Raw genomic sequence first — 13,665 nt, forward strand, 5'->3', positions numbered from 1 at the left:
TTTCAGGTGATGGTGAGGATGTCGTAGATTATCTTGGCAGCGTTTATGGATGTCTGATCACCCCTAGTCCCTGAGGCCACCTCCACAACATCAAATCCAAGGAGCTCCTTTTCCGCTGCCGCGGCAGTGAGCTCCTCCATGATGAAGGGTGTGAGTCCGCAGGGTGTGGGGTTCCCAACAGATGGTGCGTATGCCGGGTCAAGGACGTCAATGTCCACGGAAAGGTACACGGGTCCCCTGATCCTCCTGATGGCGCGGAGGGCGCCCTCTGGATTGTCCATTATCTCATGGGCTGTGTGGTATTCTATCCCGTTCTCCCTGACGAATTCCACCTCCTCCTCTGATGCCGACCGGACCCCCAGCTGCAGTATGCCCGATGGCTGGAGTTCATGAACCCGCCTCATGACGGTGGCATGGGAGTACCTCTCACCGGTATAGGTGTCGGCCATGTCCATGTGGGCGTCGATGTGGATCACCGTAAGGTCATGGATGAGCCCCCCTTCACTGAACTCTTCAAGCATCGGGAGGGTTACCGTGTGTTCACCGCCAAGTATGATGGGTTTGAGTCCCATTTCAAGGATCTCAGAAACAGAGCTCCTGATAAACTTTGAGGTTGACCTGAAGTTACCGTGGGAGACATTAACGTCACCAAAATCAAAACTGTTCAGCTTCACATTACCTGAAAACCTGAGGTTGTATGATTCGAAGCTGTAGGAAGCCTCCCTGATGGCTTGGGGACCGAATCGCGTCCCCGGGAGGTATGTTGCAGTGGAATCAAAGGGGACCCCTATTATTCCGAAGGAAAGCTCCGGAATATTATCAGGGTCCTCTGTGGAAAAAGCAAATTTCAGTGGGTTCTGTGTGTGTAGAAGCATGTTTAAGGGCCCTATCCCTTGGTTCTCATGAGTTTTCTCTGGCCGAGGGCCTCTATGTATTCAACCTCAACACCTTCAACCAGCTGGTCGCGGAGTTCATCTGGTATTGGTGTTTCAAAGGTCTCATAGTTTTCAAGGTCCATTAACTGGACGTCCTCTCCCATTATGGCCAGTACCTGTGCTGTTCTCTTGTCGATTATGGGTATGTCCACCTTTGAGTCCACTGGTTTTACGAAGCTCCTCTTCTGGTTGTCGAATATCCCCACTGCCTCGACACGGGCCTTGGCTGATCCGTGCTTACCAGGGGAGGATGTTGAGATGTTTGTGATCTTTGATGCCTCTCCGTCAATGATCACGTACTTTCCAACCTTAAGCGTCTTAACTTCAACTACTTTCTTTGACATTTATCTTTACCTCCGTCAAAATGAGTGATATGGTGGTTCAGTGTATATCTATTAATCTGGTGCACATATATAAAAACTTATAGAAGGATGAGACTCTTAGTAAGCCGACATGTATATAAAAACTTATAGAAGGATGAGACTCTTGCGATGTGATGAACATGAAGGTTGCTATAACATCAGGTGCTGCTGAAGGACCCACCCGACTGAATGCCTTTGACAACGCACTCCTTGAAGCAGGGATAGGGGATGTCAATCTCATCAGGGTGTCAAGTATACTTCCAAGGGACACCAGGATAGTTGAACTTCCAGAACTTGAACCCGGATCAATGGTTAACTGCGTCCTCTCCCGGAAGATATCCGACAGGAGGGGAGACCTTATATCTGCAGCCATCGCCGCGGCAACATCCGGTGACTTTGGATGTGTGGTTGAGAACTCCGGGGTGAACAGGGACCCTGAGGATGTGAGGAGGGAGGCCGTATCAATGGTTGAGTATATGATGTCTGTGAGGGGCCTTGAAATAAAGGAATTAATAGTTGAAGAGATAAATCATACTGTTGAGAGGTGTGGTGCCGCAGTATCTGCACTCGTATACCTTGACTGAAACCAGGAAGGGGGTTCCATGGAAGAATCAGATACCTATTACTGGAAGGGCGTTGCCATGCGGATGGCAGACCAGGTTGAGAGGGCCATAGCTCCCCTTGTGGGGACAGAAGATGCAGGTGAGATAATCAAAATGGGGGCTGATGGAACACCTACAAAGCTCATAGACCTCGTTGCAGAGGACGAGGCCATAGGTGTCCTTGAAAACACCATGAGGCCCGTTACAATAATAAGTGAAGAGATAGGAGTCCTTCACATAAACCAGGACGGTGATGATGAGCCCAGGATAATCTTTGTGGTGGACCCCCTTGATGGTACAAGCAACGCCATAAGGAACATACCCTTCTACGGGATATCCATTGCAGTTGCAGAATATATTCCTGGAAGCGACCTCCCCTCAATGAAGGATGTCAGGATGGGTTTTGTTAAGAACTTTGCAACGGGTGACCTCTACTGGGCCATAAGGGGCCAGGGGGCGTTCATGAATGATAAAAGGATTGAGTCATCATCACAGAGTTCCCTTGAAAGGACATCTCTCGGTGCATTCATCTACGGCACCCGCTTCAAAAGGGTTGATAACATATGCCGGGTTATACGCCGTATGCGTATACTGGGCTCTGTTGCCCTTGAACTGGCATACGTGGCGAACGGGTCCTATGACGCCTTCATGGACCTCAGGGAAAACCTCAGGATAGTTGATATTGCCGCCTCAAAGCTCATCGTTGAGGAGGCAGGTGGTGTGGTGACAGATGAAAGGGGGGAAGTTATAAACGGCCTTCTTAACGTCAAGGCAAGAACCTCCCTTATCGCTGCGGGTAACGTTAACCTTCACAGAAAAATAATGCAGACCCTGGAGGTCATATAATGCATACAGGCCCCTCAACCAGCCACAAGAAAACAGTAAAGATTCTGGAGGTCATATAATGCGTATAGGCCTTGTTGCCCGTTTTGACATGCCTGAAGCCGTTGAGCTTGCAGGTAGAGTTGCATCCTTTCTCCTCAACAGGGGTGTTGAGCTCACAGTCGACCTTAAACTCACAGAGGAACTCCCCATCCTCAGGGAGTATGGTGCGGATATAAGGGACATGGATGCAGACATGATAGTCACCATCGGCGGAGATGGGACGATACTAAGAACCCAGAGCCTTATAGAGGGTAAGGAGATACCTATACTGGGCATAAATATGGGCACTGTTGGTTTTCTGACTGAAGTAGACCCTGAGAATGTTTTTTCAGCCCTTGAAGACGTCCTGATGGGTGAGTATGCTGTTGAAAAGAGGACCCTCCTCAGCGTCCATCATAACGGTAAACTGCCATTGGCCCTCAATGAGGTGGTTATGATGACGCGTAAACCCGCCAAGATGCTCCACATTGAAATATCTGTGGATGATGAAATCGTTGAGGAGCTCAGGGCCGATGGTATAATCATCGCAACTCCAAGCGGCTCCACAGCCTACTCCATGTCAGCCGGCGGGCCCATAGTAGACCCCCGCGTGGAGGCCTTCCTCATAGTGCCCATATGCCCCTTTAAGCTCAGCGCGAGGCCCATAGTGGTCTCAAATAAAAGCACCATAAAGGTCAAACTACTCAGGAAGGGAAAGAAGGCCATTGCAGTTATTGACGGCCAGTATGAGGAGGAGATAAACCATATGGATGAGGTCATATTCAGGAAATCAGATAGCTGCGCCCATTTTGTAAGGTTGAGTAAGGACTTCTACCGTAAGGTCCGTGAAAAACTAATAGAGGGTGGTATAGATTCAATCAAGGGCCACTGACGCTTCAGCCAGCCCCCTCGTGGTGGACCTTACTCATGGCGGTGTTACAATAGCCCTTGAACTGAAGAGGGAATCTGACAGGGTGCTTGCCTGGGATATATACGGTACGCTTGGTGAGGATGACCTTAAACTCCTGACCGATAATGGCATCGAACTTGTAACGGGTCCTGATACCGGTTCGCCGGTCATAGCACCTGTCCACTGCCCCCTGGAAAGAACTGACATGACCCATCATGAGATAACTGGTCGTCTCCTTGAATCATGGAAAAGATCAGCGAAAATCCCTTTGGTGGAGGTTACAGGTGTTAAGGGCAAGACCAGCACCGTATGGATCCTCAGGGAGATCCTCAGGGACCTTCAGCCCCTCATTCTCAGCAGCCTTGGATCCTATGCCGGTGATGATCTCCTTAAAAGGGATATAAGCATAACCCCTGCAAATATGATTGAAACTGTACGCCTTGCAGGTGAATGTGACTGCAGGACCGCCATATTCGAGGTTTCCCTTGGAGGAACAGGACTTGCAGATGTTGGTGTCCTGACGAACATAGCCGAGGACTATCCCATAAGACAGGGCACCTCAAGTGCCAGCAGGGCAAAATCACAGATATTCAGGAGCAGGAGAGTCTGCTGTGAGTACGGAGCCTTCAGGAGATACTATGACAGGTTCTGGGATATTACAAACACCTTCTCTGTCACCGATGACCGTGCCTGTGTCCATGCATCCGATGTTGAATATGGCCTTGAATCAACATCGGCCACCCTGATTATCGATGGACTCGAAACACTGAAGGGTGATGTTATTGAAACCGAGTTCAGTGTAGAAACATTTGCACCTGCAGAACACCACCTCCAGAATGTCCTTGCAGGGGTGAGCGCGGCCCTAACCCTTGGTAAAGATCCGAAGAGGATTCAGGAGGGTCTTAGGAACTTCAGGGGCATACCTGGAAGGACTTCGATACGTGAGTTCAACGGCACAACCATCATTGAGGAGATAAACCCAGGCCTCAATGTCAGGGCAGTTGAGTACTCCCTTGAAATGGTGGAAAAACTCACAGACCCCGTTGTGATCATCGGGGGCAGATACGGGGTTACATGTGAAGAAATAGACGAGGAAAGACTTATCAGGACCCTCAAAGGAAGTGACCTCCAGTTCATTTTTGTTGATGAACTTGGATACAGCCTCATGAAGGGGATGGGAACCGATGCTGTTTATTTCAGGAGACCTGAAGACGCCCTCAGGATTGCGATGAAGCACGACACGGTCCTCATGATTTACAGGTCAGTGTACGGTGACCTTACAAGGAGGTGAACCCTCGGAGATAATTAGAAAGTGAAGGGTCCCTGATTTCACTCAGACAGACTTCAGCCTCTGAACCTGGATGCACCCTACAGTGCATTTAAAAAAAATTATTAAAGGGGACATCATAAATTCTTCAAGTGATTAATGTTTACCGGAGATGATTCATTGATAGTTGGAACACGGGGAAGCCGCCTGGCCCTGGTACAGACAGATCAGGTTATCGGGATGCTCCAGGAGATCTGCAGTGAAGACATAGAAAGGAAGATCATAAAAACGAAGGGTGACAGGATAAAGGATTCTCAGCTTTACAATATTGACTCAAGGGGCCTCTTCACAAGGGAACTGGACCTGGCAGTCCTGGAGGAGGAGGTTGACCTTGCCGTCCACAGCCTCAAGGACGTGCCAAGCGAACTGGACCCTGACCTTGTGATTGCAGGAGTCCCTGTGAGGGAATCCCCAAATGAGGTTCTGATATCACGGATGGACTGGGATGAACTTCCACCGGGTTCAGGTCTCGGGACAAGCAGCCTGCGGAGGGAGGCCTTCTGCAACCATCACCAAAAAAATTTTAAGCTCAGGGCCCTAAGAGGAAATATAGATACAAGGATAAGAAAGGTTATGGAAGGCGAGGTTGACGCCACCATCATGGCCGAGGCGGGTTTAAAACGTCTTGGGCTTGAGAGATTCATTAAAAGGAGATTCACGCTTGACTACTTCACACCCGCCGCAGGCCAAGGGGCCCTCGCAGTTATAACAAGAAGAGACAGTGACATCAGGGGTGATGTTGAAAGGATCACACACTACCCCTCAATCCAGGAGGTCACCGCCGAGAAAACCCTCCTGAGGGAGCTGGGTGCTGGGTGCCAGTGCCCGCTGGGGGTCATTGCAAGGGCCGTGGACAGAAAACTCAGACTCTACGCTGTCCTTTTAACCAGGGAGGGTGAGATACTCAGGAAGCTGAGTGTTGAAGGATCTCTGGGTGAAGCAGAAGATATCGGTAAAAAAGCTGCCAAGGAAATGGAGGATTATATTTGAAAAAGATAAATGTGGGTGTAATCGGTGTCGGAGCCATGGGTTACAACCATGCCAGAGTTTACCACAGACTTGAAAACGCGAATCTTATAGCTGTATCAGACATCATGAAGGGGACCCTTCAGAAGGTCGCCAACAAGTATGACGCTGTTGGATACGTGGACTATGAAAACCTCCTTGAGATACCTGAAATAGATGTTGTAAGTGTCTGCGTGCCAACCACCCACCACTACAGGGTAGTGATGGATGCCCTTGAACATGACAAGCACGTCCTTGTTGAAAAACCCATCGCATTCACAATAGAAGAAGCCATGGAGATGGTGAGCACGGCCCGTAAAAAGGGTTTGAAGCTTGGAACGGGGCATGTTGAAAGATTCAACCCTGCCGTGCAGAAGGCGAAGGAACTCATTGAAAATGATGTGATTGGAGACGTGGTTTCAGCATCAGCAAAGAGGGTGGGTCCCTTCCCCCCAAGGATAAAGGATGTTGGAGTTACAATTGACCTGGCCATACACGACCTTGACGTTATGCACTACCTCTTCAGTGAACCCGTTGCAGAGGTATACGCTGTCATGGGAAGCATACTTGAAAAATGTGAGTATGAGGACCATGCAGAGATAATGACCAAATTCAAAAGCGGGATAACCGGGATCCTTGAGGTTAACTGGTTAACACCCTACAAGAGAAGGAAGCTGGCCATCACAGGGACCGACGGCATAATCAATGTGGACTACATTGACCAGAAACTCGATGTTTACGGTAAATTCGCACAGGACATAGAGATAAAGCATGAGGAACCACTGAAGAATGAGATTAAATCATTCCTTTCATCCGTCATAAATGATGAGGAACCTGAAATCACCGGTGAAGACGGTATATATGCCCTGAGGACCGTGATTGCTGCAATGAAGTCTGCCAGGGAGCACAGACCCATAAAACTTAATGGAGATATTTAAGAGGTGCCTGCTATGGAAAATGAACTTATAAAGAAGGCCCAGGAACTCAGAAACAGGGGCTTTACAACTGGAGAGATTGCCGATGAACTTAACGTGTCAAAGGACACCGCAAGGTGGCTTACACTCCAGACAACCACCTCCATGTCAAAGAAGGAGGCCCCTATGGATTTTGCCATTAACTGGGAAAGCCTTGGTGGCAGCTCATCCCGTATGAGGTATGTTTCTGCTGCCATGGCCGACATGGCCCTCAAGTACGGTGTTGCTGATGTGGTCCTCGGTATCGCCATAAGCGGCGTGCCCTTCGCAACCCTCATGGCTGATGTTATGGGTGTTGAAACCGGACTTGAAACATCCCTTGCAGTATTTCACCCTGTGAAACACAGGAAGGATGAGGAAGCTGAGGGAGCCATAAGCAGTAACTTTGCAAGGGTTAAGGGTAAGCGTGTTGTTGTGGTCGATGACGTTATAACCAGCGGGAGGACCATAAGGGAGGCTGTTGAGGTCCTTAAATCCCAGGGAGCCACTCCTGTAGCTGTAACCGTTCTCATCGATAAGAAGGGCATATCCGAGGTTGCAGGTGTGCCTGTTGAGTCCCTGATAAGGGTCAGGAGACTGGGATAAACTCTTCAAATTCTAATTTTTCCAGAAACAATCCACTGAATCCACCACAAACCCCCTTCAAATTCTATTTTTCCGGGAATCATCCGGTTCACAATATGGTTCAGGCATGGAAGGAAAAGCTCATTCTAATAGATTTTTCCTCATTGAAGGGACATTAGAGACACCCCCTTCCCTTAACTTCCAGGCTCCAGTGAACATAAAGCATCATACCCTCCAATAAGGACGCCGACCGCACCCTAGAAGCCCCTGGACCAGGCGAACAGGCATCAAAATACCACCATAACCCTTAAAAAAAAATGAAAAATTTTCAGCTAAATTTATCTGCTGTTATAAGATAACTGCCAGCTGAGACATAGTTAATACTATGTCAGCAAACAGATATGAAAACCATATTCTTAAAAACGCCACCCCTTTAAGGGATTTTTTTATAACCCTCTGGAACCTTTTCCTATACGGAGGTTTCATCCCGGCCCTCTGGGGACCATCCCTTCTTGTAACATCCTCGGTGTTCATGGGAATACCATGCCAGCCTGTCACTGCAGCCATATCCTTCATGCTGCCCCTCACCGTCTACGCCTATGACTACCTCGCGGACCTTGAAGATGACGCTGCAACAAACCCTGAACGATGCGGTTTCATCAGCAGATGGGGCATGAAGCTGACCGTCACCTATCTCTTACTCCTTATAGCCCTCCTCATATGCTGCATGAACATATGGATGATCATCCTCTCGGCCGCCATGTTCGTAACAGGGATACTCTATGCAGGGCTCTTCAAGGGCCTTACAGAAAGGATCACCGGCTTCAAGAACATATACCTTGGACTTATCTGGAGTTCATGGGCGGTTACACCCCTCTTCATCCAGAACCAGTGTTTCCCTTGGCCTTCCTCACTTGCAGTGTTCATCTTCATCTTCCTGAAGGTCTACATAAACACAGCCTTCAGTGACTACAAGGACATTGAATCCGACTCCCTCATAGGTCTAAGGACGCTTCCTGTAGTTTACGGTGAAAGAAAGAGTCTGAAGGTGCTTCAGATTATAAATGGCGTTAATGCAGCCATATTACTCTCAGGGATCTTCCTTGCAGGGATACCCCTAGCTGCATCTCCTGCCGTGGTCCTCTGCCTATACACAGCACTCTACCTTCACTTTAAAGAGTCAATGGGCACAGAAAACGCAACCCTTGTGGCGGACCTTGAGGGGCCGCTGCACCTCCTTCTCCTGCTGGCAGTAGTTTAACCCGCGGTAAGGGGAAAACATGGGGCCATGGACGGTACCTTAGTAAGCACAGCAGCAACCTCACCGCAAAAAAAGGTAACGCAGGCAGGGACTATGGACGGTACCTTAAGATGGCCCCTATCCCTCCGAAGGCCCTGAGGAGCTGCATACCCTCCTCTGTTTCGGTGGATATTATCTCAACCTCGGTTCCGACCTCCTCGGCCATCTCAACAAGGTCGTCTATCATGTCGCGCCTCTCGGTTATCCTCATCTGATCGTTACACGCAGGGCACTTATCGGTGTCTGGAAGGTCCTTTCCTGTTTTTTCCATTCTATGTCCGCATGAAGCACACTCATAGGTCCCCCTCTGATATTTAAGGTCCTCCGAGAGGAGCAGGATCTCAACCGCACCCATCTGGAGGTGGTTCCTGACCTCCCTCTCACCGTAGGATGCCAGTCCATCCTCATTTATGAGTTCCCGGAGGAACCTCTGGACGAGCTTCTTCTCACGCATGACATCTATTTCACTCAGAACATCCATTGACTTGTCTATAACCTCCCTGATACCAAACTCACCGGTGTAAGATGTGTCAACGGTTGTGATTACCTTCTTCTTCAGCTCATGGTGGAGGTAATCACCGTTAAGGAACTCATCCTTAGTATGGCCAGGTCCTCCAAGTATAATCCCCTTAAGGTCCTCTATCTGAAGGAAGGCCTCATTCATATGGTCCCCTATCCTCTTGAGGAATTCATGGGCCGCCAGATCTATCAGACGGTCAAACCTCCTCTGTGACTGTCCGCCTGCCTTGTGCTTACCAGGCACCCCGCTTGCGAGGGTCTTGAGTATGTCGATCCGTTTACCCTTCAATGTGGCTATGGTGGCCTCCTTCCTGTCAAGGACGGCTAGGCCGTAGGTTTCCTTCTCCTCAAGCATCTCCTGGAGGGGTTCAAGGTAGAACTCTGAGTTACAGTGGTAGATGTAAGTCTTGATTGGTTCAGGGGGCTCAAAGACGTAGGTCTCCATTTTCTCTGTCCCCGGCCCTCCCCGGGGTATCATGCCGACGAACATGACCAGGCCCTTCTCAGGGGGCCTCGGGAAGAGTTTCAGGCGCTGCATTATAACCTCGATGGCTGACTGGACATTCTTCTTTGTCTGTTTACTTTTAATGTTGGCGCTCTGGCTGAGCTCCTCCCTCATGTGCTTGGCAACATCACTGATCTGCCTGTCAGGGGGTATATAGACCGATACGAGTTCAGTCCCCCTCCCCTTCTTTTCTGAGAGTTCCTGGAGGGTCCTCTTGAACTCATAAAGTTCCTTTGATGATACTTCACTCACTGTGAATCACTCCTCATAAAAATGATAAAATAAACTGTAAGTGTATATGGAGGCCGGTAATTATAAAGTTTTGGTAGTCTGCAGAAAAAAGATATAAGGGGATTTGATCATAACTGAAATGAAGACAGCCAGCTGATTTTCACGGTGATTTAATATGAGGATTGTGATTACCATCGGAGGATCAATCATTATAAGTGAATTCACACATGAAATGTTCAGATCCTACGCGGATGTCCTGAATTCACTGCGGGATGAACATGAACTCTTTATTGTTGTAGGTGGAGGTAAACCCGCCAGGGACTATATAAGGGTTGCGAGGGAGCTGGGGGCGAGTGAGGCCCTCTGTGATGATATAGGTATAGATGTTACAAGGCTCAACGCAAGGATGCTCATAACAGCCCTAGGTGAAAGCGCATACCCCTCTGTTCCGGAGAACTTCAGGGAAGCGCTGAGGTACTCAACATCAGGGAGGATAGTTGTTATGGGTGGCACCGAGCCGGCCCACAGTACGGATGCCGTCGGGGCCATCCTGGCAGAGACGGTAGGCGCGGACCTCATGATAAACCTTACATCTGTTGATGGCTTCTATGACCGTGACCCTGAAAAGCACCCTGATGCAAGGTTTTACCCGGAGATAACAGCCAGTGAAATGCTGGAGCACCTTATTGGCTGTGATGTGAAGGCCGGTACCTATGAGTTCTTTGATCATACAGCCATACAGATGATAAAGAGGTCCGGTGTGAAGACACTTATAGTGAATGGGAGGGACCCTGAAAACCTTTTAAGGGCCCTTGATGGAGATATAGGTACTGCTGTTATTCCTGAATGATAATGGAGGTGTAGATAATGATTGACCCGCACAAGCACTGCCCGGTATGCGGTAACCCGATACCCCTGGATGAAAGGACATGCTCAGAGAGATGCCAGGAGATACTTTCCAGAAACCAGCAGAGGGTGAGGAGGACAAGGACGCTCTTCTACGTCGTGTTCGCTGTTTTTGTGATTGTATGGATTATATTCTCCCTGCGGGGGTAGGGTTCATGGTGACCTCAGCACCATAACCCCATGCAGTACGAGTATCAGGCCCACAAGGACACCGATGAAAACCGGGTTAAAGGCTAAAAAACCAGCTATTATGTAGATAAGGCCGAATATGGCGCTTATTATCCCTGCATTTCTTTTTATGTAGTTCTCGTACCCTGCTGAAAGTATCATGACACCCGCCACTATAAGAAGGACGCCTGTAACATAGAACCATGCCCCTGCAATCTGATTTATGAGTACAACTCTGAATGCCAGAATCATGCCAACTGCAAGGGCTATCAGCGAGAATACTATCCAGAGTATGCTGACTTCCATGTACTTCCTTGCCATGAGGCCATTAAGCAGCATCCAGACCCCCAGAGCCGTGAGTACAAGACCCGTGAGAATGCTTATCGCTGTAACCCCTAAGACAGGGGATATGAGAAATATTATACCCAGTATAAGAGAAAAGAGACCCGCCCATTTTTTCAGCAACTCAACACCTCCATTTTTATTATGTTCATTTTATTTTATATATATTGCTAAATAATGAGGATATCATCAGGAAAGCACTTCAAAGGATCCTAAGTAGCCAGAAACCTCCCGAATGCCACGGACCACCTTCAAGGTTTAAAAAATCATTCTGAGGCCCGTTAAAAGGAGCATGACGATGAAAAGATACCTTATGTACCTCACATCAACACTGTGGGCCAAGCTGGCCCCGATCCATGAGAAGGGTATGCTCATGAAGACTATGACCATGAACTGCAAGAGGTTCACGTATCCTGCAGAAAAGGGGAGTGAGGCCTTTCCAATGCCACTGTATATGTATGAGACCGTGCCTCCTGCTGCTGTCAGTGCGATGACAATGGATGATGTGCCCACCGCTTCAAGGACATCGAATCCCGCCATCATCACAAGGAGGGGTACAAGGACCACTCCCCCACCAATCCCCAGAAGGCCTGAAAGCAGGCCTGTAATGAATCCTAGGGGGGGTGCTGCGCCCCTCAGTTTGCTTCCCCGATCAATTTTCCCTGAGAATATCATCTGAAGTGCTATAAAAAGTAGCAGTGATCCGAAAAAGGATTTGAGGACCTCTGCACTGAAAATGCCTGCCGTGTATGCTCCTGCCATGCTCCCCAGAAATCCAAGGACCCCTATGGGTACGGCCTCCTTCAGGTCCAGAAATCCCCTCCGGTAATGTGACCTGGCACCGTTCAGGGCCGTCGGGAGGATCACTGCAAGACTCGTCCCGAAGGCTGTTCTTATGGCAGTATCCATGGGTATCCCCATGGATTCCATTATGAAGTAGAGGGCAGGGACTATTATGAAGCCCCCTCCCACACCAAGGAGTCCTGTTGCAAGGCCTGCTGTCGCCCCCGTGATGAGGAGTACCATGGTGTAGAGCAGTAAATCCATTTTAAACCCCGAAGTTTATAAGTGGAGAAATCTATATCTGTGTCTGCCGGTTAATAATTTTCTTCTAGGTGAATGACTGTGAGATCTGATAGGTTCATATTTACAGGTGTCGTTTTCATCGTGCTGGCCATCATCCTCTTTAAAACTGATGCCCTTGACTCCATCATAACACCCTTCACCCATGTGTTCCTGATGGGATCATCTGAGGGTAAGGATGTGATATTCTTTACGCTTATGGGCACCATGTTCATCCTTGCACCCTTCTTTGGAGATGGAGGGTCCCTTAATCGGCTCATGACCCTTGACAAGAACACCTACCTCTACGCTGCAGCCATCCTTGTAGCCATCACATACACCGCCGGCCTTTTAGTGGAGATCGTCATCAGAATGGGGATGGGCGTATCCCCCTTCACAACATTCATGGCACTTAACCCGCCTGCATCAACGAGCATCATCCATTCACATGTCTTCAAGGCTTCAATGAGCCCCCTCACATCCATAATAATCCCCCCATCATCCGGGATCCATACGGGCACTTCACTTGCAGGTTACATCCCAGGATTCGTCCTTCCATGGCTTGTTTTCACGGTTATTTCCATATACATCCTCGGCCTTCTTTCAGCAGGGGACAGGAGGGACTTCCATGTGGCGATAGTGATATTCGCCATAGTTTCAACCATAATAGGAATAATAGATGGCGGTCTATTCTCAACCCCCGCCCTTGTGGGTCTTTCAGGGATCCTGGGTATGAGCGCCCTGAGGGTGCCCTTCAGCCCATGGAACCTTAAAATCCCTGCAATAATAATAGCATCCCTCATAGTACTGAGGGTTGCGCTGGGAATGCTTGGCTCGGTGCCGGAGTACTATGAGGTCACCGTTATAGAGCCCCGGGGCGACCTAAACCTCCAGGGCCTCCCTGTTGTATCGGCTGAAGGGACCGGGGACAGGGTCATTCTAAGGCTGCCGCCAGGCCAGAATGAGATGGATGTTCTGGATGAACTCACATCCCGCCTTGAGGGCAGGTGTGATGGTTTCTTCATGACATGGAACTTCTTTTCATTCTTCAGGGAGGGATGACATGAAGCTCAGTATAAAACCGTGTGG

16 protein-coding genes are annotated in these 13,665 nt (G+C 49.1%); 11 read left to right on the plus strand and 5 right to left on the minus strand.

The features are described from left to right. Positions 1-2: 2 nt before the first annotated feature. Complete coding sequence (gene speB, locus N5910_RS06375) at positions 3-875, minus strand: agmatinase (RefSeq protein ID WP_074359183.1); 873 nt, start codon at positions 873-875, stop codon at positions 3-5. Positions 876-886: 11 nt separating this feature from the next. Further along, positions 887-1,279, minus strand: a complete 393-nt coding sequence (gene eif5A / locus N5910_RS06380) for a translation initiation factor IF-5A (protein ID WP_074359184.1) — start codon at positions 1,277-1,279, stop codon at positions 887-889. A 158-nt stretch (positions 1,280-1,437) separates the two neighbouring features. Between eif5A and N5910_RS06385 the strand changes: the two genes are divergently transcribed. The 8 genes from N5910_RS06385 (at position 1,438) to N5910_RS06420 (ending at position 8,804) form a co-directional block, all read left to right on the plus strand. Further along, positions 1,438-1,881: a pyruvoyl-dependent arginine decarboxylase gene (locus tag N5910_RS06385; RefSeq protein WP_074359792.1), complete on the plus strand. Its 444-nt coding sequence runs from the start codon at positions 1,438-1,440 to the stop codon at positions 1,879-1,881. Positions 1,882-1,899: 18 nt separating this feature from the next. Then, positions 1,900-2,745, plus strand: coding sequence for a bifunctional fructose-bisphosphatase/inositol-phosphate phosphatase (locus tag N5910_RS06390; protein WP_074359185.1), 846 nt, complete (start codon positions 1,900-1,902; stop codon positions 2,743-2,745). A gap of 55 nt (positions 2,746-2,800) precedes the next feature. Then, the gene (locus tag N5910_RS06395; RefSeq protein ID WP_084531240.1) at positions 2,801-3,655 is read left to right on the plus strand and encodes an NAD(+) kinase; all 855 of its coding nucleotides are present in this window, start codon (positions 2,801-2,803) and stop codon (positions 3,653-3,655) included. 19 nt (positions 3,656-3,674) lie between these two features. Next, a complete protein-coding gene (gene cfbE / locus N5910_RS06400; protein WP_261599432.1) occupies positions 3,675-4,964 on the plus strand; it encodes a coenzyme F430 synthase in 1,290 nt (429 codons plus the stop codon). A gap of 156 nt (positions 4,965-5,120) precedes the next feature. Then, complete coding sequence (hemC, locus tag N5910_RS06405; protein ID WP_074359793.1) at positions 5,121-5,990, plus strand: hydroxymethylbilane synthase; 870 nt, start codon at positions 5,121-5,123, stop codon at positions 5,988-5,990. Beyond that, positions 5,987-6,943 (plus strand): Gfo/Idh/MocA family protein, encoded by a 957-nt coding sequence (locus N5910_RS06410; RefSeq protein ID WP_261599433.1) that lies wholly within the window; start codon positions 5,987-5,989, stop codon positions 6,941-6,943. The genes hemC and N5910_RS06410 overlap by 4 nt, the downstream gene beginning before the upstream one ends. Positions 6,944-6,955: 12 nt before the next feature. Further along, the gene (locus tag N5910_RS06415; RefSeq protein WP_074359189.1) at positions 6,956-7,564 is read left to right on the plus strand and encodes an orotate phosphoribosyltransferase-like protein; all 609 of its coding nucleotides are present in this window, start codon (positions 6,956-6,958) and stop codon (positions 7,562-7,564) included. 364 nt (positions 7,565-7,928) lie between these two features. Beyond that, the gene (locus tag N5910_RS06420) at positions 7,929-8,804 is read left to right on the plus strand and encodes a UbiA family prenyltransferase (RefSeq protein WP_261599434.1); all 876 of its coding nucleotides are present in this window, start codon (positions 7,929-7,931) and stop codon (positions 8,802-8,804) included. A gap of 91 nt (positions 8,805-8,895) precedes the next feature. On the opposite strand, the gene prf1 is transcribed toward N5910_RS06420, so the two are convergent. Next, complete coding sequence (gene prf1 / locus N5910_RS06425; protein ID WP_074359191.1) at positions 8,896-10,119, minus strand: peptide chain release factor aRF-1; 1,224 nt, start codon at positions 10,117-10,119, stop codon at positions 8,896-8,898. 154 nt (positions 10,120-10,273) lie between these two features. Between prf1 and pyrH the strand changes: the two genes are divergently transcribed. Continuing rightward, positions 10,274-10,948: a UMP kinase gene (pyrH, locus tag N5910_RS06430; protein ID WP_074359192.1), complete on the plus strand. Its 675-nt coding sequence runs from the start codon at positions 10,274-10,276 to the stop codon at positions 10,946-10,948. 17 nt (positions 10,949-10,965) lie between these two features. Further along, positions 10,966-11,154 carry a DUF2116 family Zn-ribbon domain-containing protein gene (locus tag N5910_RS06435; RefSeq protein WP_084531242.1) on the plus strand — a complete coding sequence of 63 codons (189 nt, stop codon included), beginning with the start codon at positions 10,966-10,968 and terminating at the stop codon, positions 11,152-11,154. A 3-nt stretch (positions 11,155-11,157) separates the two neighbouring features. Here the strand turns inward: N5910_RS06435 and N5910_RS06440 are convergent, their stop codons facing one another. Beyond that, entirely contained in the window at positions 11,158-11,637 is a 480-nt protein-coding gene (locus N5910_RS06440) for a DUF308 domain-containing protein (protein WP_074359194.1), read from the minus strand. Between the two features lie 135 nt (positions 11,638-11,772). Then, positions 11,773-12,561: a sulfite exporter TauE/SafE family protein gene (locus N5910_RS06445; RefSeq protein WP_074359195.1), complete on the minus strand. Its 789-nt coding sequence runs from the start codon at positions 12,559-12,561 to the stop codon at positions 11,773-11,775. A gap of 78 nt (positions 12,562-12,639) precedes the next feature. Here N5910_RS06445 and N5910_RS06450 point away from each other — a divergent pair, with 78 nt between their 5' ends. Further along, on the plus strand, positions 12,640-13,638 hold the full coding sequence (locus tag N5910_RS06450; RefSeq protein ID WP_261599435.1) for a hypothetical protein: 999 nt from the start codon (positions 12,640-12,642) through the stop codon (positions 13,636-13,638). Positions 13,639-13,665 lie beyond the last annotated feature (27 nt).

It is taken from the genome of Methanothermobacter wolfeii, assembly GCF_025397995.1.
In the GTDB taxonomy this organism is placed as follows: domain Archaea; phylum Methanobacteriota; class Methanobacteria; order Methanobacteriales; family Methanothermobacteraceae; genus Methanothermobacter; species Methanothermobacter wolfei.

What these genes read in the sequence shown, in the direction of transcription:
- N5910_RS06390 (WP_074359185.1), top strand. Translation starts at nt 1,900, where the DNA reads ATGGAAGAATCAGATACCTATTACTGGAAGGGCGTTGCCATGCGGATG.
- N5910_RS06435 (WP_084531242.1), top strand. Translation starts at nt 10,966, where the DNA reads ATGATTGACCCGCACAAGCACTGCCCGGTATGCGGTAACCCGATACCC.
- pyrH (WP_074359192.1), top strand. Translation starts at nt 10,274, where the DNA reads ATGAGGATTGTGATTACCATCGGAGGATCAATCATTATAAGTGAATTC.
- N5910_RS06445 (WP_074359195.1), bottom strand. Translation starts at nt 12,561, where the DNA reads ATGGATTTACTGCTCTACACCATGGTACTCCTCATCACGGGGGCGACA.
- speB (WP_074359183.1), bottom strand. Translation starts at nt 875, where the DNA reads ATGCTTCTACACACACAGAACCCACTGAAATTTGCTTTTTCCACAGAG.
- N5910_RS06415 (WP_074359189.1), top strand. Translation starts at nt 6,956, where the DNA reads ATGGAAAATGAACTTATAAAGAAGGCCCAGGAACTCAGAAACAGGGGC.
- eif5A (WP_074359184.1), bottom strand. Translation starts at nt 1,279, where the DNA reads ATGTCAAAGAAAGTAGTTGAAGTTAAGACGCTTAAGGTTGGAAAGTAC.
- N5910_RS06420 (WP_261599434.1), top strand. Translation starts at nt 7,929, where the DNA reads ATGTCAGCAAACAGATATGAAAACCATATTCTTAAAAACGCCACCCCT.
- N5910_RS06385 (WP_074359792.1), top strand. Translation starts at nt 1,438, where the DNA reads ATGAAGGTTGCTATAACATCAGGTGCTGCTGAAGGACCCACCCGACTG.